Below are 22,171 nucleotides of genomic sequence, written 5' to 3'. Positions count from 1 at the left end.
AGGTATTTCAATGGACATTATTTCAACTTACGGCGTAATGCTGATCGTTCTTGCGGCAGTAGTCGGTTTTTTCATGGCCTGGGGTATTGGGGCAAATGACGTTGCCAATGCAATGGGAACATCAGTTGGCTCTAAAGCGCTAACAATTAAACAAGCCATCATAATTGCGATGATCTTTGAATTTGCTGGTGCTTATTTAGCAGGTGGGGAAGTAACTTCTACCATTCGTAAAGGCATTATCGATTCTACTCCTTTTATCGCCAACCCTGAATATCTTGTAATTGGTATGATTTCGGCACTATTTGCCGCTGCTATATGGCTAGCTGTTGCGTCATACTTAGGTTGGCCTGTATCAACGACCCATTCAATTGTCGGAGCCATTGTTGGTTTTGCGGCTGTTGGTGTTGGTGTTGATGCCGTTAATTGGGCAAAAGTTGGTGGCATAGTCGGCAGTTGGATTGTAACCCCCGCCCTCTCCGGAACCTTAGCCTACTTTATATTTATGTCGGCACAGCGGCTGATCTTTGATACTAAAGATCCTTTAGCTAATGCCAAAAAGTACGTTCCGTTTTATATGTTTCTTGCTGGATTTGTTATGGCCTTGGTCACGATCAAAAAAGGTCTTAAACATGTCATGAAATCAGGCGAGTTTTCAATTTCAACCACTGAGTCTTATGTTTATGCGATTATCATCGGTATTGCTATTGCATTGATTGGTAAGTACTTCATAAGCAAAATTGAGATTGACCCTAAAGCTGACAAAGAAATGCATTTCAACAATGTTGAAAAAATATTTGCAGTGTTGATGGTTGTTACCGCATGTTGTATGGCATTTGCCCACGGTTCGAATGACGTTGCTAACGCAATTGGTCCTTTGGCTGCGGTTGTGTCTATTGTACAAAATGATGGTGAAATCGCTGCTAAAGCTGCACTTGCTTGGTGGATATTACCACTTGGTGGATTTGGTATCGTTGCAGGTTTAGCCCTTTTCGGTCATCGTGTAATTGCGACAATTGGTAATGGCATTACGCATTTAACCCCTAGTCGTGGTTTTGCTGCTGAACTTGCTGCAGCATCAACCGTTATTATCGCTTCAGGTACAGGCTTGCCAATTTCAACAACACAAACCTTAGTAGGGGCCGTGTTAGGTGTAGGTCTTGCTCGTGGTATTGCTGCGTTAAATATGGGTGTTGTACGTAACATCGTGATTTCGTGGGTAATTACCCTACCAATCGGCGCCGGAATATCGATTGTTATGTTCTTCATTCTAAAAGCTGTCTTTGGGGTAGCTTAATAGCCCTTTGATGTATTTTAAATGAATGCATATTTCGTCCGTTTGTTTTTATTATCATAAACAAACGGACATAAAAAAAGCCGCTTTTTATAAGCGGCTTTTTTATATCTAAAATTTACGCTAAATATGAAGCGTGTTTACTCTTAGTATTTATGCTGCTTCAGCGGCTGCTAATACTTTAGCTTGGCGTTGGATCAGGTTGGTTACTTGATGCATAGAGCCTAAATGAGCAAAAATCGGTCCAAGGAAACCACGGTTACGGATCTCTAAGAAGTCTTCATCAGACAACGCATTCAGTTTCTTTTCATCAACAATATTTAAACCGTTTAATACGTATTCTTTACCTTGAACTTTTACACTGATGTTCTGTGCGCTAAGTAGGTCGTGTTTAACAAGAAGTTCAACAAACGCTTTTGTCATTTGCTCATTCTCTACGTAGCTCATTAAAGACGCTTTACGTTTGTCCAAATACTCAGACTCTGAACCATCTTCGTTAAACAAAGCGTCACCTTCAGAATCGCTCACAACTTCGCTGTCGACGTCGATTGCAATACCGTATAGATTCTTATCATCTGGGTTAGGGATAACGCTAAATGGTTTATGAGTGTAACGTGCAGGCATGTACATGCCATCCCATTTGTTTTCTTCGCTAACAAACAAGTTTTTACCTTGTTCTAATCCCAAAATGGCGACCGGAAAGAAACTTTCGCTTTTATCTTTAACAAATGCAATCGGGTATTGATTACCAGCAAGTGCAAACTCTTGAACAACAACACCTAGTGCATGTTGTCCCGCAAGATCTTCAACATTAGAAATTGTTTTGATTTTGACATTCTTGTGCGTTTCTTTATTTAACGGCTGAAAATTAGTTGCCATTGTTATTCTCCTTGGGTTCCGAGGCCTTTAAGACCCTTTATTATGTGTCCAATTTAACATCGGTACAACCAGCGGCACAGAAAAGGTGTAGGCCAGTCTCAATCGTTTCTACTTTTAACGGTTTTTTACATTTGAGACAAGGTACAGACTTTCCAGCCAATACTTGTTTAATCATGTTCTTTTGCTGATGAAATGAATCAGATGACGATTTGTTAATACCGGAAAAGTCCATGATGTTTAAATTCGACTATTTATGTTTGTAAACTACATGTGGACAATATCCACAAATAAAAGGGGGAAACAACTAAAAGATTGAAATAATCGAACAGGCGAATGAAAATCCACCGTAGTTAGGCAATATTGTAAGGACTTTTGGTATTTATATACCCATTTGTGATAACCGGTCGATTATTTCTCTCGTCAACCGTTCTAGAGTTGGGTGCTCAACAGCAAACTGTGTCTCCATTGCCAACAGTTGTTCTGTAAGCGACTCTTCGGCTTTAAGTTCGTTAGACTTAATCATTTGATGCATTTGTGCATCTAATTCTCGCGCCTGTTCCAATAATGCATCGTCCACATTTGGCATCGTTTCTAACGCCGTATGTAATTCAACGACCGAATCCAACAATTGTCTTGATTGCATATCTTTCTCCAGTTTTCTCACTCTTCAAATATAGTTGAGGTGTTAAAAATAGCAAAGTTGCAAGGAATTCAATTGGCGCAGATATCAACAACTAACTGAGTTTTACTTTTGGCTGATCAGTAGGCACAAAAAAGCCGCTTTACGCGGCTTTTGAAGATTTAGCTATTGTTTGTCAATCTACAATTAGAAAGATTTACCAAGGCTAAATACTAATGATTCATTATCATCAAGGTCTGAACCAGAAACGATAAGAGAAACACCTAGGTCAAATTCGCCTACAGTTGTTCCGTAACCCGCTTCAACATAACTACCTTCCCAATCGCCGCCAAATACGCCAACTGTTCCGTATACGCCGTTATCAGCAGAGTACGTAGCACCTAAGAATGTGTAGCTTGCGTCGCCATCGTCAGCACCGTCTTCGTGAGTACCAAATGTTAATTCAACGCTTAATGCGCCTTTACCAGCTGATAAGTTTAATTCGTTGTAAGACGTGTCAAAATCACCAGTGTATTGGTAAGTTGTAACACCAACACTTAATGCAAAACCGCTTTCAGTTTCAAGACCGTATGCACCGTAAAGGTCAATTTCAAGTCCGTCAAAAACGTCTGCAGCCCAAACACCAGCTGACAAGTTGCCTTTTTCATAATCGATACCAGCGCTACCAGAACCGAATGCTGTTTGTTGTACACCACGGAAGTGATACTGAGAAACATATCCTGCGTTTGCAGACCATTCAGCCTGTGCTGCTACTGGTGCAAGGATTGTTGCGCTTAATAATGCTGTTAAAAGTGTTTTTTTCATGTGAAAGTTCCCTAGATTTTTGTATTTTATAAATATAATTATTATTGATTTGTGGTTTACTAGGTTAATTCAACTACCAAGCCAACTTTTAACATATTGTTTTTATTGAGTATTTTTTATACTCATTTAAAAAAAAGCGATTATATCCCTATTATGGTGCGAACAAATTCACCATTTAAGGGCGGTTTTATCAGTTATTAAGAGATATATATGAAAAATTCAGCGGTTATTGCCCCATCTATTTTGTCAGCCAATTTTGCCAAACTTGGTGCTGAGGTTGATGAAGTGCTTACAGCCGGTTGCCAATGGGTGCATTTTGATGTGATGGACAATCATTACGTCCCAAACCTGACATTCGGTCCAATGATATGTAAAGCGTTAAAAGACTACGGTATTACAGCCCCAATCGATGTGCATCTTATGGTTGAACCTGTTGATGAGATGATTAAATCGTTTGCCGCTGCAGGTGCCGATTATATTAGTTTTCATCCAGAGGCAACAAAACATCTTCATCGCTCGGTTCACCTTGTAAAAGAGTTAGGGTGTAAAGTTGGCCTTGTATTAAACCCTGCAACCCCAATTAATTTGATTAAAGATGTATTGGAAGATCTCGACATCATCCTAATTATGTCAGTTAATCCAGGATTTGGTGGGCAAAGCTTTATTCCAAAAACACTAGATAAAATCCGTGCGGTGCGTCGTTTGATTGACGAACATAATTTAGATATCAGGCTGTCTGTTGATGGCGGCGTTAAGCCAGACAACATTAAGCAAATCTTTGATGCAGGGGCAGATACGTTTGTCATGGGCTCGGCGATATTTGCAAGTGAAGATCGGGCAGCCACAATTAAACAGACTTTAGCGCAGGTTAACTAATTTAAAATTAACCATGCCCAAAATTTGCAAAGACAATCTGACGGTCAACTTTACACTTTAAAGATAGTCGATTACCTAAGTGGGTAATTATTGTAAAAATCAGCCTAAGTCGATTGCACCAATAAAAATAGCCGCTACAATAGCGGCTTCCAGCAAGTTTCGACACTTTTACTCTGACAGGACAGTTATGACACAATCAGTTTTAAGCGGTATCCAGCCAACGGGCGGTATGACAATAGGTAACTATATCGGCGCAATCAACCAATGGCGTACGTTACAAAACGATCATGATTGTTATTTTATGCTGGTTGATATGCACGCGATTACTATTCGCCAAGAACCAGACGTACTGAAAAGTCGTGTCTTAGACGGTATTGCCTTGTACGCTGCCTGCGGAATTGACCCAGATCGTTCTTCGTTATTTGTGCAATCACATGTAAAAGAACATGCACAACTTGCTTGGGTACTAAATTGTTACGCCCAAATGGGTGAGTTAAATCGCATGACTCAGTTTAAAGACAAGTCGTCAAAACATAACAACAATATCAATGTTGGTTTGTTTAGCTACCCAGTTTTACAAGCAGCTGACATCTTGTTATATCAGGCTGACAAAGTGCCTGTAGGTGAAGACCAAAAGCAACATTTGGAACTGACTCGCGATATCGCAACGCGATTCAACAATGTTTATGGCGACGTATTTACCGTTCCAGAACCGTATATCCCAGAGTTTGGTGCACGTGTAATGAGTCTACAAGACCCGACGAAAAAAATGTCGAAGTCCGATGACAACCCAAATGGCTACATCATGTTGCTAGATGAACCTAAGAAAATTGAGAAAAAGCTCAAAAAATCGGTTACTGATTCTGACGAGCAAGCCCGTATCTATTTTGACACCGCTGAGAAACCTGGCGTTTCAAATCTCTTAACCTTGTTAAGCGTTGCAACTAATCAGTCAATAGCAGATTTAGTACCTCAATATGAAGACAAAATGTATGGGCACTTGAAAAAAGATACCGCCGACGCAGTTGTTTCAATGTTAGAGCCAATTCAAGCGCGATTTAAAGAAATCCGAGGCGACCAAACTTTATTGAACGACATAATGAAAAAAGGGGCAGACAAAGCATCTGTTAAAGCTGAGAAAACACTCACAGCAGTTTACGATGCAATCGGTTTTATCCCGCGTCCATAAAGATTAAAGGCGGCAAAGGCAATTAACCTCGCCGCCTTATTTTCCTCAGCGAGCATTCCTCTATGTTGTTAATGATAGATAACTACGACTCTTTTACGTATACGTTAGTGCAATATTTTCAATCGCTAGATCAAGACGTAAAAGTGGTTCGCAACGACGAACTTTCTATCGCTGCAATAAAGTCATTAAATCCCGAACATATAGTAATTTCGCCAGGTCCCTGCTCTCCGAATGAAGCAGGTTTGTCACTTGAGATCATAAAGCAGTTTTATCAAACCACGCCTATTTTTGGAGTTTGCTTAGGTCACCAAAGCATAGCGCAGGCTTTTGGAGCAGACGTCATTAAAGCTAAAAAAGTAATGCATGGTAAAACCAGCTTAATTACGCATTCAGAAAATGGCTTGTTTAGTCGTGCAGAAAATCCATTACAAGTAACACGATATCACTCACTGATTGTTGATCATAATACGCTACCGGACTTTATCCAGCCTACCGCTTGGGGATTGGAAAAAAATAATGTAAAAGATGAATTGATGGCGTTGCAGTTAAAAGATTATCCCGTTGCTGGGGTACAATTTCATCCTGAATCTGTGTTAACGCATCAAGGTATGTTAATTCTAGACAATTTTTTGAAATTCTAGCTACAATACTAAATTGCAAAAAAACAACCTTAAATCATAGTGTAACAGTCAGTGTAACAGTCAGGGCAGCAGTAAAGTTATGAGCGTATCGCAGCAGGAAAAAACCACATCATTTATCCAGTCTCGATTTTTTGATCTTATGTTGTCAGAAAAAATCGCTTTAACCCGTTTGGGTGTTTATGCCGACAGAAAACAATTGGGTACTGCTCGAGAGTTACTGCACATTGAAGAGAAAGCGCTTGAACGTAAGGTGAAACAACAAGCCACTGAAACAGAATTCAAAGAATATGTGAACGAATACTTCCACGAAGCCCTATTCGAATATTTAGACGTATACTCAAATGATAAGAACTATTTATTCTCCCAAATATTAACTATTGACCCAAATATCCCTGATGTTTTAGACGCCTGCGTAAAAAGGGCCACGACGGCGACGCAGTTGGATACCTTAATATCAAAAGTCACATTCTTAACTCGTGACATTTTAAAAATGGTAAATAACCCGCCCTTCCGAGCAGAAAACTCAAACAAGGCGCATGTGGATAAAATTGGCTTAGCCGTGAGATATATTGGTGTTGATAATGTCAGGTTTGCGCTATTAAGTTACATTGGTAAAAATTGGCTGCCACACAGCACAGAGCCTTATAACGATTTTAAAGAAAAGTTTTGGCAATATTCTATCGCAACGGCCAATTGTGCCCGCACTTTGGCTAAATACTACAAAATAGATGAATCCGTCGCATTTTTGTTAGGGCTGCTCCATGGCATAGGTATGTCTATGTCGCTTCGACTCTATTTACGTGCCTTTGATACAGTGCGGGTAATACAAATGAAAGCGTTAACCAAAGCCAATCGCAAAGACATTGTCAAATTAGTCGACACATTAACGCTAGATAATAGCTTTGTTAGTGAAGCTTTACGACGATTTACCCCCACAGTTTCCCATCATGTTATTGAACGACTTGGACTCAAATTTGCGCCAATACTGCCAACAATGGAAGAGTTGCGAGAGAACGTACCGTTTAAACAATCAAGTCCAATGACCCGGCTATTAAAACAATCACAAACATTTGTGCAGTACAAAATGTTGCAAAAATCACGACTAATTGAGTTAGATGACGCTAAGGTTTTTTTGACTCAAGCAAATATCAATAACGACATTATTACCATTTTAAATAAAGTTGATTTGCTCAAGATTGACATTCGACCGCAAGAATAAGTCCTTTATTCGTCGTTTTCAGTCAGAAAATAAGATCCCGTGAAAATTATTTGTACTTTTTTTTCTGACATTCTATGCAACCGACATTTTGCATATTATTAAGTGGATCCAATTTGCGCTATAAATCCAGTCCGTGAATACATAAGGGAATAGTTTATACGTATTTAATTATTGGCAAACTTCGACTTGTGGGTAATTATTCACTTTTTCTTTATATATTCGTTTATTGCTTGATTTTAAAGGCGTTGCCACGATTTTGATGGCAAGACATATCAAAAAAATTCTGCAATAATCGATTCATATTCCTACTAATTAGACTAAATTTACTAGTCTACTGTTTTAATTGAGGTTGGCGACAATGAATATTACCCGCGATATTTTTGATGATGTAATGGTACCGAACTACGCACCTTCTGCTGTGATCCCAGTTCGAGGAAAAGGGTCGCGAGTTTGGGACCAAAAAGACAATGAGTACATCGATTTCGCCGGTGGCATTGCAGTTAACTGTTTAGGTCATTGCCATCCAGCATTAGTAGAAGCGCTAAATGAGCAAGGCCAAAAAATATGGCATTTGAGCAATGTTATGACCAACGAACCGGCTTTACGTTTAGCCAAAAAATTGGTTGATGCTACATTCGCTGACAAAGTATATTTCGCCAACTCTGGTGCAGAAGCAAATGAAGCGGCGTTAAAACTTGCTCGTCGTTGGGCTCTGGAAAACTTTGGTGAGCAAAAATCACAAATCATTTCATTCAAGCAAGGTTTCCACGGTAGAACTTTCTTCACGGTAACGGTTGGCGGCCAAGCAGCTTATTCTGATGGCTTTGGGCCAAAACCTGGTGCAATCGAACATGCGATATACAACGACCTTGCCAGCTTAGAAGCGTTAATTTCTGACAATACCTGTGCCGTAATGCTTGAACCGATTCAAGGTGAAGGCGGAATAATTGCCCCTACTGATGAGTTTATCAAAGGCGTTCGTGCACTATGTGATAAACACAATGCATTGATGATCTTCGACGAAGTGCAATCTGGCGTTGGCCGTACTGGTCATTTATATGCCTACATGGGCCTGGGTGTTACACCTGATATTCTGACAACCGCAAAAGCACTTGGTGGCGGTTTCCCAATTGGTGCCATGTTAACGACGACAGACATTGCAAAACATCTGAAAGTGGGTACACACGGTTCAACCTATGGTGGTAACCCGCTCGCTTGTGCCGTTGCTGAAGCTGCATTTGATACCGTAAATACACCTGAGGTGCTATCCGGTGTTGCACAAAGAGAAGCCTTGTTTAAAACAAAGCTTACTGAAATTAATGCCAAGCACAATGTTTTTAGTGATATTCGTGGTCTTGGTTTATTGGTTGGTGCTGAATTAAACGAAACATATACAGGCCGCGCTAAAGACTTTTTGAATGCCTCTATGGAACAAGGTCTTATGACACTTGTTGCTGGCGCCAGTGTTATTCGTTTTGCACCATCTCTTGTCATTCCATTAGCTGACATAGAAGCCGGTTTAGAACGATTTGAAAAAGCTGTCGCAGCAATCGTAAACGCTTAATATCACACAAATTATACCTATCTTAAAGGCACCAACTGGTGCCTTTGTTAAAGAGGATGACGCATGTTTGTAATTCGTCCAATTGAAAAAAATGACTATTCTGAGTTGCTCAAAATCGCGGAAGAGTCTGGCCATGGATTTACATCATTACCTGTTAATGGTGAATTACTGGCCTCTAAAATTCAACGCGCGGAAACCGCTTTTAACTCTGATGAATCAGAGATCCCAACCGAACAAGGCTACTTGTTTGTTATGGAAGACGTCGAAACTGGCGCGATCATGGGAACCAGCGGAATAGAAGGTGCGGTTGGACTCGACGACGCTTTTTATCACTACCATTTAAGTAAAGTGGTTCATAACAGTCGCGAATTAAACATTTATAAATCAGCCGAAATTTTAACGCTGTGTAATGATTACACTGGCGCAACTGAGTTATGCACGCTGTTTCTTCGCGATGACCATCGGAAAAGCATTAATGGTCGCGCATTAAGTAAGTTTAGATTTTTATTTATTGCCGAACACAGACGTCGTTTCGCCAATACAGTAATTGCCGAAATGCGCGGGGTTTCTGACGACGATGGCAAATCACCTTTTTGGCAATGGTTAGAAGATCATTTTTTCTCTATCGATTTTCCTACCGCCGATTACTTAACAGGTATAGGTCAAAAAGTCTTTATCGCAGAACTTATGCCTAAATACCCTGTGTATGTAAACTTGCTATCGAAAGAAGCACAAAAAGTCATCGGTAAAGTACACAATAAAACCCAACCAGCACTTCGATTATTAAAGTCTGAAGGTTTCAGCTGGAAACGTTACGTCGATATCTTTGATGCTGGGCCTACGGTTGAGGCTGACGTGAGTCAAATTAGAACCGTTCGTGATAGTGACAACTACACGGTCGAAATATCTGAACAAGCAAGCGGCACTGAATTTATAATTGTCGCTAACCTAGCGGTCAAAAACTTTAGAGCAACAGCGTTAAAAACAACGTTAGATCATAAAAATTTAGTGATCCAGTTGCCGGCTAAAGTCGCCGCTAATTTACACGTGGCGGCCGGTGACAAGGTCCGTGCGTCAAAACTGATATAGAGTAAATATTATGACTAAAAGTGAAAATCTGTTTATCAACGGACAATTTATTAACGGCCAATGGCTAGCGGGCGAAGGCGAAGCATTTGAGTCTTTAAATCCAGCAACAGATGAGCCAATTTGGGCTGCCCAAAGCGCTTCCCCAGCGCAGGTAAATAATGCGGTTGTTGCAGCTAGAGCGGCATTTTATCCTTGGGCTGATCTAACAGTTGAAGCGCGTCTTGAAATCGTTAAACGTTTCGCTGAACTGCTTGGAGAATACAAAGATAAAATCGCCTACGCTATTGCAATGGAAACTGGCAAACCACTTTGGGAAACAAAAACTGAAGTAGGCGCTATGATTGGCAAAGTCGCAATTTCTGAAAAAGCGTACTTTGAACGTACTGGCACCAAAGAAAACCCAATGCCACAGGGCAAAGCCATATTACGTCACCGTCCACACGGCGTAGTAGCGGTTTATGGCCCTTACAATTTCCCAGGACATTTACCAAATGGACACATAGTTCCTGCGTTAATCGCCGGTAATACGATTGTGTTTAAACCAAGTGAACTGACACCAATGGTTGCTCAGATCATGGTAGAGCTATGGCAAAAAGCAGGATTACCAAACGGCGTACTAAACCTTGTACAAGGTGAAGTTGAAACCGGCAAAGCACTAGCAAGTCATCCGCAAATTGACGGACTGTTTTTTACAGGTAGTTCAAATACCGGTCACGTATTGCATCAACAATATGCTGCACAACCAGGTAAAATTCTGGCATTAGAAATGGGTGGCAATAACCCACTAATCGTAACGGAAGCTGAAAACACAGAAGCCGTTGTGCACGATATAATTCAGTCGGCATTCATTTCTAGCGGTCAACGCTGTACGTGTGCCAGAAAACTATTGTTACCTGAAGGCCCTGAAGGTGATGCGATATTAGCCAAATTAATTGACGCGACAAAAGCGATAGTTGTTGGCGATTCTCTCGTAGAAGGCAATGAAACACCATTTATGGGATCGATGATATCGGTGCAAGCTGCAGAAGGCATGGTTGAAGCTCAAAATCAATTAGTTGAACTTGGCGGCGAAATTTTAGTTGAGTTAACTCACTTAAAAGAAGAAACCGGATTTGTTTCTCCTGGGATTATTGAATGTACTAATATCGCAAACTTCCCAGATGTTGAACACTTTGGTCCTTTACTGAAAGTCTTCCGTTTCTCAGATTTTGATCAAGCAATCGAGATTGCAAACAATACAACATACGGCCTATCTGCTGGCTTACTTAGTGACAATGAACATTTATACCAACGTTTCCTAAGTCGTATTAGAGCCGGTATCGTTAACTGGAATAGACCAATTACTGGCGCGAGCAGTGCAGCGCCGTTTGGTGGTGTAGGCCAAAGTGGTAATCACCGTGCAAGCGCTTATTACGCGGCTGACTACTGTGCTTACCCAGTCGCCTCTGTTGAACTAGATAAAGTCGAATTACCCGCCACATTAAGCCCAGGTATTACGATCTAATCTAAACAACCTATTAGAAAAACCTCTTAGTTATAAGAGGTTTTTTTTGGCCCATTACTTAGCGCGTTTTTAGTGAAAAATAACATTGCCGTTGATCAGCTTCAAAAATACACTAATAACCGCAACTAATTTTGAATACTGACCAATTAAGAGTTAAATTAAGGCACATTAACAAAGCGCATATTGAAACCGACTTTCAACAAGCGTTACCTAACCAAATATTAAATGTGATGAGGGCAAAATGGTTATCGACAAACCCGCTTACGTAGAATTAATCGATTATCTGACATCCAACTTAGATGTGTTTCGCCACGGTTCGGCTTCTGAACAGTCGAGCAATAAAATAATTGAAGACCTCGTCGAACAGGAAATTGGCAACCAGATTATCATTCTTTGTACGCAACACGACGAACTTGAAACAAACCACCGCTCGATAATTGTTCGAGAAGTTGATGGTATTGTGTATGACATTCAGCAAGTTCTTGGTGTTTTTTGGGGTCAAAAAGCAACAGATGAGCAAAAAGAATTTCTCGAAGAGTTTGTTGGGCTAATTAAAAATGTATTTGATACAGCAATTGCCAACCTGCTCGATTAGGTTTTTCAATTAACCACCCCTATTAACAAATCAAAGAAGTAAATAAAATGAAAGCAACGGTAAAATGGTTAGACGCGATGACATTTGTAGGCCATTCAGAAACTGGCCACAAAATTGTTATGGATGGCGATCGAGAAGGTGGCGCACCCACGCCTATGGAAATGGTACTAATGTCCGCAGGAACCTGCAGTGCTATTGACGTTGTGGGTATCTTAGAAAAAGCACGTCAAAAAATTGTGGATGTCGAAGTCGAGCTTAGTGGCGAACGCGCCGACAGTATTCCTAAAGTTTTCACTTCTATTCATTTGAATTTTGTCGTTACCGGACATGACATTCAGGCAAAACATGTTGAACGTGCCGTTAGCTTATCTGCAGAAAAATATTGCTCTGTTGCCAAAATGTTAGAAAACACAGCAACCATAACCCACAGTTTTGAAATTAAAGCCGCTTAGTCCTCAACACTTTTTGATATAAGGGCGGGCGATTAACTACTTTAAAAATTATTGTCTAAAATAGTAAAACACCATTATCATACGCAAAATTTTTAAGAGGGTGCTGCGTTGAACAGTAAAATTAAACTACATGGCTTTAATAACCTAACCAAAAGCCTAGGGTTTTGCATATATGACGTGTGTTATGCAAAAACAGAATTGCAACGTAAAGAATATATCGAGTATATCGATGAACAATACAATGCAGACCGTTTGACCGATATTTTGACCGAAGTTTGCGACATTATTGGTGCAAACATCTTAAACATTGCGCGCCAAGACTATGAACCACAAGGTGCTTCAGTAACGATTTTAGTAAGCGAAGAAGAAATAAAATCGCCTGACGAAGTCGACCAAACTGAAACACCGGGTCCGGTTCCAGATGTACCAGAGGTAATTGCTGCGCACTTAGATAAAAGTCATATCTGTGTTCATACCTACCCTGAGATTCATCCACACGATGGTATTTGTACATTTCGAGCCGATATTGAAGTGTCTACTTGTGGGGTCATTTCACCACTTAAAGCGTTAAACTACTTAATCCATGCGTTAGAATCAGACATTGTTACGTTAGATTATCGTGTACGCGGGTTTACACGAGATACCGACGGCCGAAAACACTATATTGATCACAATATAAACTCTATCCAAAACTTCATCGGTGATGACATTTTAGAGCTTTATGAAATGATCGACGTGAATGTGTATCAGGAAAATATGTTCCACACCAAAATGATGATCAAAGATAATGATCTGAACAACTATTTGTTTGGGATCACTAAAGCTGATTTGGAAAAAGACGAAGAAGATGAAATCCGACTAAAACTGCGAAAAGAAATGCAGGAAATTTTCTACGGTAGAAACATGCCTGACTAGGTGTGTTTCTAACTCATTAGGGCAATTATGTTAACAATTAGTCTACAACCTCGATTTTCAGAAACCGATGCGTTAGGTCATATCAATAACACTGTTGTCCCTGTTTGGTTTGAAACCGCCCGGGTGCCGGTGTTTGAAATTTTCAATCCGACCCAAAATTTGACAAAATGGAACTTGATCTTAGCCAAGATTGAAGTCAATTATGTAGCGCAAATGTCGTATAACGCTAATGTCGAAATTAGGACCTTTGTAAAACGAATAGGAAATTCCTCGCTTACTTTACTACAGGAAGTTTGGCAGCAAGACCAAAAAGTCGCGTTTGGTGAATGTGTGCTCGTCAAATTTGACTATGGCACTAACCAATCCTGCGCCATTTCTGAAAGTGAGCAACATTCACTCAAAAAACACATCAAATAGTCGAAATATCCGTCTTTTTGCGACGAAATAATACAATTGAATAGACACTTTAGAATTTATTAGGGCTATACTCAGGTAATTAAATTTGGCATCCAAACAAAACTGTCGCAATAAAAGATTAAAAAAGTAAAATTCGATAAAAGTAAGCGCTTTGATTAAACGACTAATTCACTGTCTTACTGTTTTAAATTAAAAGATTAACTAGCACAAATGAATGGACTTTCTGTGACAAAAGCTTTGATCATTTTATTTATTTTAAGCTTCCCCTCTTTAGCCAACGCTAATGTAAGATTTAGCGGCTTTGGGAACTTAGGCGTTGTTGCGAGTGATTCAGATTACCTCGCATATCGCAATAACACCTCTCAGGCTTTTGGCAAGTTCTCCGGCGACCTCGATTTTAGAACAAACTCTAAACTAGGCTTACAACTTGAATGGCAAGGTAACAATGACTTTGATGCTGTTGTACAAGTATTATTGCAGGAAAACAAACAAGAAGCGTTATCAGATTATTTTAGATTAGCGTTTTTACGTTACAAACCAACAGCAAATTTAGACATTCGATTAGGCCGAGTTCCTTTAGACACCTTTTTGATTACAGAGTATAGAGAAGTAGACTATGCATTCCCCTGGGCAAAAGCCCCAAATGAAGTCTACGGCATTATTCCTTTCTACTTTGTTGATGGTGTTGATGTTTCTTATACTCTACCGCTTGATGATTTTAGCTTTTTATCAAAAATATACACAGGTTCTTCACGTTCGAATATCGGTAGTTTGCAGTATGCGGACTTAATTGAGATTGCCAATATCACTGGTTTCTCTTTTGAACTGCAGAGTTTTAATTGGATGGTATCGACAAAATTTAGTCGGGGACATTTTGATGAAAACCCAATAGTCACAATGGAGTTGATTAACGGCTTAAAAACACTAGAACCTTATTGGCCTGACGTAGAACGCTTTGCCACTCAATTTGAACTAAAAGATGCTGTTGCAGATTATGTATCCATTGGTGGTCGGTACGATTTAGACAACCTGACTTTTTATGGTGAACTCGCTGAAGTTTCCAGTCAAGAAAGAGCGATAGCGGATTTGTCGAGTGGTTACTTCTCTGCAACCTATAGAATTGATAACTTTCAGATATTTACCAGCCTAGGATTTACTAATTCAGGGCGATACAGTTTTTCAGAAGATGGAGACACAGGCCTTCAATTAAAATCATTACCTGCCCAGGCATTTTATCAACTGAGCCTTTTAAGAGAAGGTACTGAGTCTGTAGCAAATTATTATGCGTCGAGTCAGCGTACTGTGTCTATTGGTGGCCGATGGGATATCAGCGACAGTATGGCGTTAAAACTGCAGTTAGACCGAACGGATGTTGAGCAAGGCGGCGATACGTTATGGCTCAACAACCCTGATAAATCTCTAGACAAAGATCATATTGTTCACGCTTTGTTTCTTAATCTGAGTTTTATATTCTGATGAAATTACTGCTTAGAAGTTTCAAATTACTCGTCATGTTAACGGTGTTTAATAGCAACGCGTTGGAACAATCGCTCGTTGTTGTGGTAAATACTGACAACCCGACGGAACAACTAAGCAAACGACAACTAATCGATTTATATATGGGAAAATATGTCGCATTTCCCAATGGTGAAAAAGCGCAACCAATTGATGGCCCAAGCGCAATGCGACATAAATTTTATTATACTTTGGTCAATAAAAACCTATCACAAATTAACTCTTATTGGTCGAGAGTGCGCTTTACTGGCAAAGCTACGCCGCCGATTGGATATAATTCAATGGAATTTATTCAGGACTATATTGCAAACAATAAAAATGCGATAGCCTATATAGAATCCAGTTATGTAACGGAAAACATGAAAGTGGTATATCGATTTGAATAAAAGTGGATTATTAATTCGTCTCGCCTTAATCATCATATTTGCTGCATTAGCAATAGGCTTTCTCTCGGCCCAAATTTTTTATCGGATCACCTACTTAGATACTGTTCAAGATACTAAAAACGAAATTAGCCAGTTGTATTCAACCGTTTCAGCTACCGCATCTGTGGCGGCTTATCTCGAAGACACTGAAATGGCCAACGACGTACTAAAAGGGTTAGTGAGCAACAATGTTGTTCTTGCGGCCGAATTTAAAACGAGTAATTTGAAATTAATTGATGGGGTTCTTGCGCAATCGGATAACGCCAAAAGTGAATTTGATATCCCATCGCCATTTATAAAAGAAGACACCGTCGGCAAACTTATTCTTTACCACGACGAAAAATACATTCAGCAACACGCACAACAAATCGGTCAGAACAATGCCACCGCCCTAGTAACTCAGGCGATATTTGTTACGTTAATTACAATCTTTATTGCCTATGTCTTAATCACTAAACCAATCCTTTCTGTAGGAAGCGCACTAGGTAAGGTGAAGCCCGGTACAGAGGATAGGTTAAGTTACCCTGTTTTTCATACCAGCAGTGAAATAGGAGTACTCGTCGACGACGTCAATTTCCTACTTGATAAAGCATATAACTCATTTCAAGAAGAAACCAAACTAAGGCAAGACATTGAATTTCTCGAAAAACGATTCCGAATGTTATTCGAAAACTCGATTTCACCAATAATTTTGACCGAACCGTCGGGCAATATCATATTGTTTAACAAAGCATTTGAAGTGTTGTTAAGTAAACTTGGTAAACATTTTAAAAAGAACTTTGGGGTTTTGTTAGAAGAAATATTTGTCGACCGCGAACAACTAAAAGATGTAGTTGAACTCGCGATATCAAGTGATGAAATCGCCACCGGCGAATTTAAACTTGTTTCTGAAGACCCTTCAAGCGATACCGTTTGGGTACAAATCGTTGTCACAACAATTGTCTCGGAAGACTTAAAAGAGTATTACCAATTAACGCTACATGATATTTCAAAACGTCGAAAACAGCTTGAAAAACTCAGTGAACTTGCCGACTACGATCAACTTACTAATATACTTAACCGCCATGGCGCAGAAGTTCAAATCAAGCAACTCATTGCCGATCAAATACCATTTGCCTTTATCTTGCTAGACTTAAATGGCTTTAAACAAGTTAATGACATCTATGGTCATGACGCAGGGGATGAAATACTGCGCCATGTTGCAAAACAATTATTGATAAGTTTACGTAAGCGTGACATTGCATGTCGATGGGGTGGAGATGAGTTTGTCGTGGTTTTACCGGGTATCAGTAAAGAAGACTTAGTGAAATTGTCAGAAAAAATATACGATAAAATTGCCAAACCCTATTACCTTAATAATCAAGACATGCAAGTTGCCGTTGGATCAAGTATGGGCGTAACCTTTTATCCTGACGACCATACCGATCTTAAGTCGTTAGTGAAGTTAGCTGACCAAGCGATGTACCGAGCCAAAAGAAATAAACAAACTGCGCCAAGTGAATACATTAAATTTGCTTTCGACCAGGACAGTTCCGGAGGCGTAAAATGATTGATGAGAACGTCATTGTAAAAGGAAATCCAATATCGAATTCCGAACGTTTTCAACTTCAAAATAAAACAAACCGTACCCGCCAACTATTAATCGTTTTAATGGTCGTAGTGACAATTGTATTGATTAACGATTCAATATTTTTGAACATGAGTAACCTCTACGAACACGCCAGTACACTCATTTTAATGGGCTTTTTCTACAAATTTCTGAGCGACGATACGACTAACGAAATTGTCAGTTTACTCATGTGGACATTAGTCATTTTAGCGTCTTATTTTTGTTGGAAAAACGATGGATTATACGACACCGCTATCCTCATCTATCCCTGTATTCTAATTGGCACTTCGCTGTTAAGTGGCTCAATATTACTATTTAGCCTATTGGCTTATATGGTGTGTTCATTGTACGGATTAGCTTGGGTGACTGAGCTAGGGGTTATTGACGCAATTTCCGTTACTGATAATTCCATCTGGGCAAAAGCCAACAACCTCGCACTGGTTTTATTTTTCTATACCATTTCTTTGAGATTTTTGACCAATGAGAATCTAAAATTAATTACTCGCCTTGTCACCGAAAACGAAAAAACCCAAGAAGCGCAGGCAAAGGCTAAGGTCGCATTTGATTTAAACCCCCTAACAAATTTACCTAATGAACACATTTTTGCGGTCAAAACTAATGCCGCTATCGAAAAAAATACTAATGGCCCCACGTTAATCGCGTTAATAACCATTGACCAAAAAAACCTAAAGTGGATAAATTCAACTTTAGGTTATGAAGTAGGCAATAAGTATATACAAGCTTTATCAGAGCGACTTCAGATTTTAGTCGGTAAAAAAGCCAGTCTATTTCATCTTTCTGGCAACGAATTTTCATTTTTATTAGAAGCAAACGGATACGACGAGATCTCTCAGTTTGTTCAAGACATTGTATCGATTAATCGCCAACCGATTTTAATCGATGACAATGAACTTGAAATTCAAAATTCAATTGGCATCGCCCTGTTCCCATTTGACGGCAAAAGTTATGAGATCCTGCGCACCCGCTCGCTAATTGCTTTATCCCATGCCCATTCGCTTGAAAGTCGAGAATTTAACTTTTTTGAAATGGAAATGGAAAGCCAGTTGAAAAAGCGCAGTCATCTTTCTCACGCCCTCAAAAGCGCCATAGAAAACGAAGAATTTGAGCTTTACTACCAGCCTAAAATTCATTTGGAGTCTAATGAAATCGTTGGTGCTGAAGCACTGCTGAGATGGAAAACTAAAACCGGTGAGTTTATTACTCCAAATGACTTTATCCCTATTGCCGAATCCTCTGGGCTAATATCACCAATAGGTAAGCAAGTTTTAATGCAGGCCTGTCGTGATTGTAAAGAGTGGCACTCAAAAACAGGCCAGCAAATTCAAGTTTCAGTGAATATTTCACCGTACCAGTTCCGCCGTGGAAACTTACCTAATATTGTTCATTTAGCCCTAAATAAAAGTGAATTAGCACCACGATTTTTGGAATTAGAAATCACCGAATCCATTGTCTTTGACGATACAGACTCCGTTAAAGATCAATTACATACCATTACCAAACGAGGTGCTTCAATTGCTATTGACGACTTCGGTACAGGTTATTCGAACCTAAGTTATATAAGTCAGTTTAACGCATCGACTTTAAAGATAGATATGTCTTTTGTACTCGACATTATGGACTCGCCCCTTAATAAACACTTAGTTAATGCGATACTGCAAATGAGTAAGAGTTTAGACATAGAAAATGTTGCTGAGGGCATCGAGAACAAACAAACCAGCTTATTGTTAAAAGAACTTGGTTGCACATACGGCCAAGGTTTTTACTGGTCAAAGCCCATTCCGCAGCAAGAGTTCATTCAATTTTTAATTAATTACAAGGCTCAAGGGAACGGCAACGTTACACCGATAAGACAGGCAAACTAATAACGCTTGACAAAGCAACTCAGTGGCAGGCTAATAAAGTGTTTTTAAATCGGGTAAATTACCAAGTGAGTCTTGTTCTAATGCATTTTGCCGTTCTTCTTCGGTTAAGATACCAACAAAAGGTGTTCTGCGTCTGAGCTTACGCATACGCGGTGAATCTTCTACTATTGCAGCGACAAACACATCGGGTTGATCAATCAATTCCATAATTGACCACCACGTTAGAAAAGCCCCATATCCCATTCGGCCTTCGTCGCGACGTTGTTCAAGGACAGCAAGTACTTGTTTAATGTACGCGTCATCCCCTTTTAAGTTGGCACTTACCAACTTTAACGCAATGGCACTATGGATGACGGTGATCTGGCGATCGATATTTTCATCCTTCACGCCCGTTTTCCTGACTTGGTAAGACCGTTTTCGGCCAGACTGTTGTCGGTTAAACATAGTCCTATTCCTCAAGTATTCTAAAGAGCACTACATTACCTAAGATTTTGTTTTTATAACAAACAAACAGCAGAGATTAAATATTTACTACGCCGTTAAATTTTTTACATAAATAGTAGAGCAACCAAATATTAATACCGCCAAATACAGCCAACAACTTAATTAACAGCTCAAAACCCGGTGCCTGTGCATATAAAAAACCTACCGCAAAAAAAGACATAGCGACCAACAAGAACGCTAAGATCATAACCAGCTTAAAATTGTAGTTCTTTTCTTGAGTTTCAATTTTATCCATTACATTTGACATGATTTTCCCAAATTGACATTTTTAACACGAGCCATCTTTTAAATTAAAGTGTCTCGAAAATAGACAAAACAACATTAGTTAGGGTGAGAAACAAAGGAGCAAAAGAACAAAGGCGAACTGTTTAGTGTCCGAGTTTTGTGATTTATACGCCGTCCCACTCCATAAACTCTCGATTTAAAATTTGTGGCTTAGATAACTTAGAATTGCTGTTAGGCATAAATATTTCGCGCGCACCAGCGCCAAATGCCGCCTCTCTAAAAGCTCTGATTTCTACGTTTGTGTAACCACCTTCAACTGACTCTAACAAGTGAACAACCGCTGTAGGGTCTTGCAGTAAGAAACGTCGAGGAGCTAATTCCTTAGCAATGCTTTTGAAGCAGTCTTCAATCTCCATAAAATTACCCATTAACGTTCTTGGGTGATTTAAAGCACTACAAGATTTAGTTATTGATTTGTCACCTTCAACAAAAGTTACCGTAACTTGACCTCTTTTGACTTGATAATATAAATGACGCTTAATCCAGAACACGAAACTTCCTTTTTATATGTATGAAACCTTGTTATCGAACCGAAGTGCGGAGCAGTTGACAAATTTATTAGGCAATTTTTTGCGCCACTAAGTAGGTGTGTAACTCCGGGTACTGATCAAACTCTAAATGTTTGATAGTACAACCATTATCGAGAAACACTTGTATAAAGCCATTTGTTCCAAGAGATGAGTAATACATCATGGGCCCCATAGTATCATCGGTATGATCTCCCGGTTCGTTAACCCCGCCAAATGAAAATATCATGATGCCGTCGGGGTTTAACGCATTTGCCAGTTTTGAAATCACACTAACTTGCTTATCCAATGGTATATGCCAAATGCTATCCCAAGCAGTTATGAAGTCATATTTTTCTGATAACGGATAAGAGCAGATATCTTCTTGATAGAAATTCCATTCTGGATTGCGGCTTCGAGCTAGCGCTATCATCTTCTCTGAGATATCTAAGCCTTCAGGCTTAAAGCCTTCTTTGGCTAGCAAATCCATTATTCTCCCAGTTCTTCCGCAACCAACATCAAGTGCCTTGCCTTTCAACTTTACAAAGGATATTGCTTTTTTATGTTGATCGATTCCGTTTTTCATATTGAATCGATCATCAGACCAACGATCTGTAATTGTGTCGTAGTTTTTGCCTATTTGTGCTGGATTCATAGGGTTTTGCCTAACCCCCATTAAACGGGAAATTATAGTTGGCTAAAATAAGCGACGAAGGAAAAAAAACCAACTGTTATTTATCCTGCTTGAGTAGATTGTTAGCCATACTTGACTCTAACTCTATCCATGCACCTGCAAAGTTATCATTATTAAACCAAAGCAAATTTTCTATTGAGAAATTAGAAACCACTACTTTCGTATTTGACGTCCACACAACTTTTAAATTGTCGGGTTTTCCATCCAACCCAAACAAGCCTCGGTATACTTTACCGGTTTTCACATCAACGATGTTTAAGCCTGATTGCCAATTTGTTGTTGCACCACAATCAGAATAACCAAGTTTTGCAATTTTTTTACCGTTTGGCGAAGGAAACTCTGCTACGTCTGTATGCTTACATATTGAAGAAACGTCAACATTTAACAAATCCATTCCATAGCCTATGGCTTTAAACCCAAGCCAAATAAAAAATAAAATTGCTCCAAGATCCCAGACTGTTTTCTTAATATTGGTGACAATGCTCATGCAGATCCTTAAGTATGGTTATTGCCGAATCAAGCGGCGTAAAATAGCTTGGCTAAAATGAGAGAGAAAGGCGTAAAAGCTAACTGTATTTGTATTGTCCTTATTGAGTTTCTTATAGTTGCTCCGTTCCACTAATTAATCTGTTTACCTAGCTCATTAATAAGCGGAATATGCTTCTGTTGCTTACG

Annotated in this window: 24 protein-coding genes; 16 read left to right on the top strand and 8 right to left on the bottom strand. The window is 39.5% G+C overall.

Annotation, left to right across the window (positions count from 1 at the left end):
• Positions 1 to 10: 10 nt before the first annotated feature.
• Entirely contained in the window at positions 11 to 1,294 is a 1,284-nt protein-coding gene (locus Q4575_RS12345; protein ID WP_215965252.1) for an inorganic phosphate transporter, read from the top strand.
• A gap of 150 nt (positions 1,295 to 1,444) precedes the next feature.
• Here the strand turns inward: Q4575_RS12345 and Q4575_RS12340 are convergent, their stop codons facing one another.
• From Q4575_RS12340 to Q4575_RS12330, 3 genes are all read right to left on the bottom strand, one after another.
• Positions 1,445 to 2,170, bottom strand: coding sequence for a SapC family protein (locus Q4575_RS12340; protein WP_215965251.1), 726 nt, complete (start codon positions 2,168 to 2,170; stop codon positions 1,445 to 1,447).
• A gap of 379 nt (positions 2,171 to 2,549) precedes the next feature.
• Positions 2,550 to 2,813, bottom strand: coding sequence for a DUF4404 family protein (locus Q4575_RS12335; protein ID WP_215965250.1), 264 nt, complete (start codon positions 2,811 to 2,813; stop codon positions 2,550 to 2,552).
• A gap of 183 nt (positions 2,814 to 2,996) precedes the next feature.
• The gene (locus Q4575_RS12330) at positions 2,997 to 3,614 is read right to left on the bottom strand and encodes a TorF family putative porin (protein WP_215965249.1); all 618 of its coding nucleotides are present in this window, start codon (positions 3,612 to 3,614) and stop codon (positions 2,997 to 2,999) included.
• A gap of 210 nt (positions 3,615 to 3,824) precedes the next feature.
• On the opposite strand from Q4575_RS12330, the gene rpe reads away from it, so the two are divergent.
• The 15 genes from rpe to Q4575_RS12255 all read left to right on the top strand — a co-directional run bounded on the left by rpe (position 3,825) and on the right by Q4575_RS12255 (position 19,507).
• Positions 3,825 to 4,490 carry a ribulose-phosphate 3-epimerase gene (gene rpe / locus Q4575_RS12325; protein WP_272181721.1) on the top strand — a complete coding sequence of 222 codons (666 nt, stop codon included), beginning with the start codon at positions 3,825 to 3,827 and terminating at the stop codon, positions 4,488 to 4,490.
• A gap of 187 nt (positions 4,491 to 4,677) precedes the next feature.
• Positions 4,678 to 5,679, top strand: coding sequence for a tryptophan--tRNA ligase (gene trpS, locus Q4575_RS12320; RefSeq protein ID WP_215965247.1), 1,002 nt, complete (start codon positions 4,678 to 4,680; stop codon positions 5,677 to 5,679).
• 62 nt (positions 5,680 to 5,741) lie between these two features.
• Positions 5,742 to 6,320 carry an aminodeoxychorismate/anthranilate synthase component II gene (locus Q4575_RS12315; RefSeq protein ID WP_215965246.1) on the top strand — a complete coding sequence of 193 codons (579 nt, stop codon included), beginning with the start codon at positions 5,742 to 5,744 and terminating at the stop codon, positions 6,318 to 6,320.
• A gap of 79 nt (positions 6,321 to 6,399) precedes the next feature.
• Positions 6,400 to 7,539 carry an HDOD domain-containing protein gene (locus Q4575_RS12310; RefSeq protein ID WP_215965245.1) on the top strand — a complete coding sequence of 380 codons (1,140 nt, stop codon included), beginning with the start codon at positions 6,400 to 6,402 and terminating at the stop codon, positions 7,537 to 7,539.
• 358 nt (positions 7,540 to 7,897) lie between these two features.
• Positions 7,898 to 9,103 carry an aspartate aminotransferase family protein gene (locus Q4575_RS12305; protein ID WP_303523099.1) on the top strand — a complete coding sequence of 402 codons (1,206 nt, stop codon included), beginning with the start codon at positions 7,898 to 7,900 and terminating at the stop codon, positions 9,101 to 9,103.
• Positions 9,104 to 9,166: 63 nt separating this feature from the next.
• Positions 9,167 to 10,192 carry an arginine N-succinyltransferase gene (gene astA, locus Q4575_RS12300; RefSeq protein ID WP_215965243.1) on the top strand — a complete coding sequence of 342 codons (1,026 nt, stop codon included), beginning with the start codon at positions 9,167 to 9,169 and terminating at the stop codon, positions 10,190 to 10,192.
• Between the two features lie 10 nt (positions 10,193 to 10,202).
• Positions 10,203 to 11,696, top strand: a complete 1,494-nt coding sequence (gene astD / locus Q4575_RS12295) for a succinylglutamate-semialdehyde dehydrogenase (protein ID WP_303523098.1) — start codon at positions 10,203 to 10,205, stop codon at positions 11,694 to 11,696.
• Positions 11,697 to 11,937: 241 nt separating this feature from the next.
• Positions 11,938 to 12,291 carry a DUF3802 family protein gene (locus Q4575_RS12290; RefSeq protein ID WP_303523097.1) on the top strand — a complete coding sequence of 118 codons (354 nt, stop codon included), beginning with the start codon at positions 11,938 to 11,940 and terminating at the stop codon, positions 12,289 to 12,291.
• A 47-nt stretch (positions 12,292 to 12,338) separates the two neighbouring features.
• On the top strand, positions 12,339 to 12,743 hold the full coding sequence (locus tag Q4575_RS12285) for an OsmC family protein (protein ID WP_215965240.1): 405 nt from the start codon (positions 12,339 to 12,341) through the stop codon (positions 12,741 to 12,743).
• A gap of 108 nt (positions 12,744 to 12,851) precedes the next feature.
• A complete protein-coding gene (gene speD / locus Q4575_RS12280; RefSeq protein WP_215965239.1) occupies positions 12,852 to 13,658 on the top strand; it encodes an adenosylmethionine decarboxylase in 807 nt (268 codons plus the stop codon).
• Between the two features lie 27 nt (positions 13,659 to 13,685).
• Complete coding sequence (locus Q4575_RS12275) at positions 13,686 to 14,075, top strand: thioesterase family protein (RefSeq protein ID WP_303523096.1); 390 nt, start codon at positions 13,686 to 13,688, stop codon at positions 14,073 to 14,075.
• Positions 14,076 to 14,300: 225 nt separating this feature from the next.
• Positions 14,301 to 15,551, top strand: a complete 1,251-nt coding sequence (locus Q4575_RS12270; protein WP_303523095.1) for a hypothetical protein — start codon at positions 14,301 to 14,303, stop codon at positions 15,549 to 15,551.
• A complete protein-coding gene (locus tag Q4575_RS12265; RefSeq protein ID WP_252736768.1) occupies positions 15,551 to 15,976 on the top strand; it encodes a hypothetical protein in 426 nt (141 codons plus the stop codon). Before Q4575_RS12270 ends, Q4575_RS12265 begins: the two co-directional genes overlap by 1 nt.
• Positions 15,969 to 17,564 carry a sensor domain-containing diguanylate cyclase gene (locus Q4575_RS12260; RefSeq protein WP_215965236.1) on the top strand — a complete coding sequence of 532 codons (1,596 nt, stop codon included), beginning with the start codon at positions 15,969 to 15,971 and terminating at the stop codon, positions 17,562 to 17,564. The genes Q4575_RS12265 and Q4575_RS12260 overlap by 8 nt, the downstream gene beginning before the upstream one ends.
• Positions 17,561 to 19,507, top strand: a complete 1,947-nt coding sequence (locus Q4575_RS12255) for a bifunctional diguanylate cyclase/phosphodiesterase (protein ID WP_303523094.1) — start codon at positions 17,561 to 17,563, stop codon at positions 19,505 to 19,507. Before Q4575_RS12260 ends, Q4575_RS12255 begins: the two co-directional genes overlap by 4 nt.
• A 30-nt stretch (positions 19,508 to 19,537) precedes the next feature.
• On the opposite strand, the gene Q4575_RS12250 is transcribed toward Q4575_RS12255, so the two are convergent.
• The 5 genes from Q4575_RS12250 to Q4575_RS12230 form a co-directional block, all read right to left on the bottom strand.
• Positions 19,538 to 19,951 (bottom strand): hypothetical protein, encoded by a 414-nt coding sequence (locus Q4575_RS12250; protein WP_272181712.1) that lies wholly within the window; start codon positions 19,949 to 19,951, stop codon positions 19,538 to 19,540.
• A gap of 76 nt (positions 19,952 to 20,027) precedes the next feature.
• Entirely contained in the window at positions 20,028 to 20,258 is a 231-nt protein-coding gene (locus Q4575_RS12245) for a hypothetical protein (RefSeq protein ID WP_303523093.1), read from the bottom strand.
• A 142-nt stretch (positions 20,259 to 20,400) separates the two neighbouring features.
• Positions 20,401 to 20,787: a hypothetical protein gene (locus tag Q4575_RS12240; protein ID WP_303523092.1), complete on the bottom strand. Its 387-nt coding sequence runs from the start codon at positions 20,785 to 20,787 to the stop codon at positions 20,401 to 20,403.
• A gap of 67 nt (positions 20,788 to 20,854) precedes the next feature.
• On the bottom strand, positions 20,855 to 21,457 hold the full coding sequence (locus Q4575_RS12235) for a bifunctional 2-polyprenyl-6-hydroxyphenol methylase/3-demethylubiquinol 3-O-methyltransferase UbiG (RefSeq protein WP_303523091.1): 603 nt from the start codon (positions 21,455 to 21,457) through the stop codon (positions 20,855 to 20,857).
• Between the two features lie 76 nt (positions 21,458 to 21,533).
• The gene (locus Q4575_RS12230) at positions 21,534 to 21,983 is read right to left on the bottom strand and encodes a hypothetical protein (protein ID WP_303523090.1); all 450 of its coding nucleotides are present in this window, start codon (positions 21,981 to 21,983) and stop codon (positions 21,534 to 21,536) included.
• Between the last annotated feature and the right edge of the window lie 188 nt (positions 21,984 to 22,171).

Source organism: Psychrosphaera sp. 1_MG-2023 (assembly GCF_030548245.1).
GTDB classification, from domain to species: Bacteria; Pseudomonadota; Gammaproteobacteria; order Enterobacterales; family Alteromonadaceae; genus Psychrosphaera; species Psychrosphaera algicola.
This window is presented reverse-complemented; position numbering and strand designations above follow the sequence as displayed.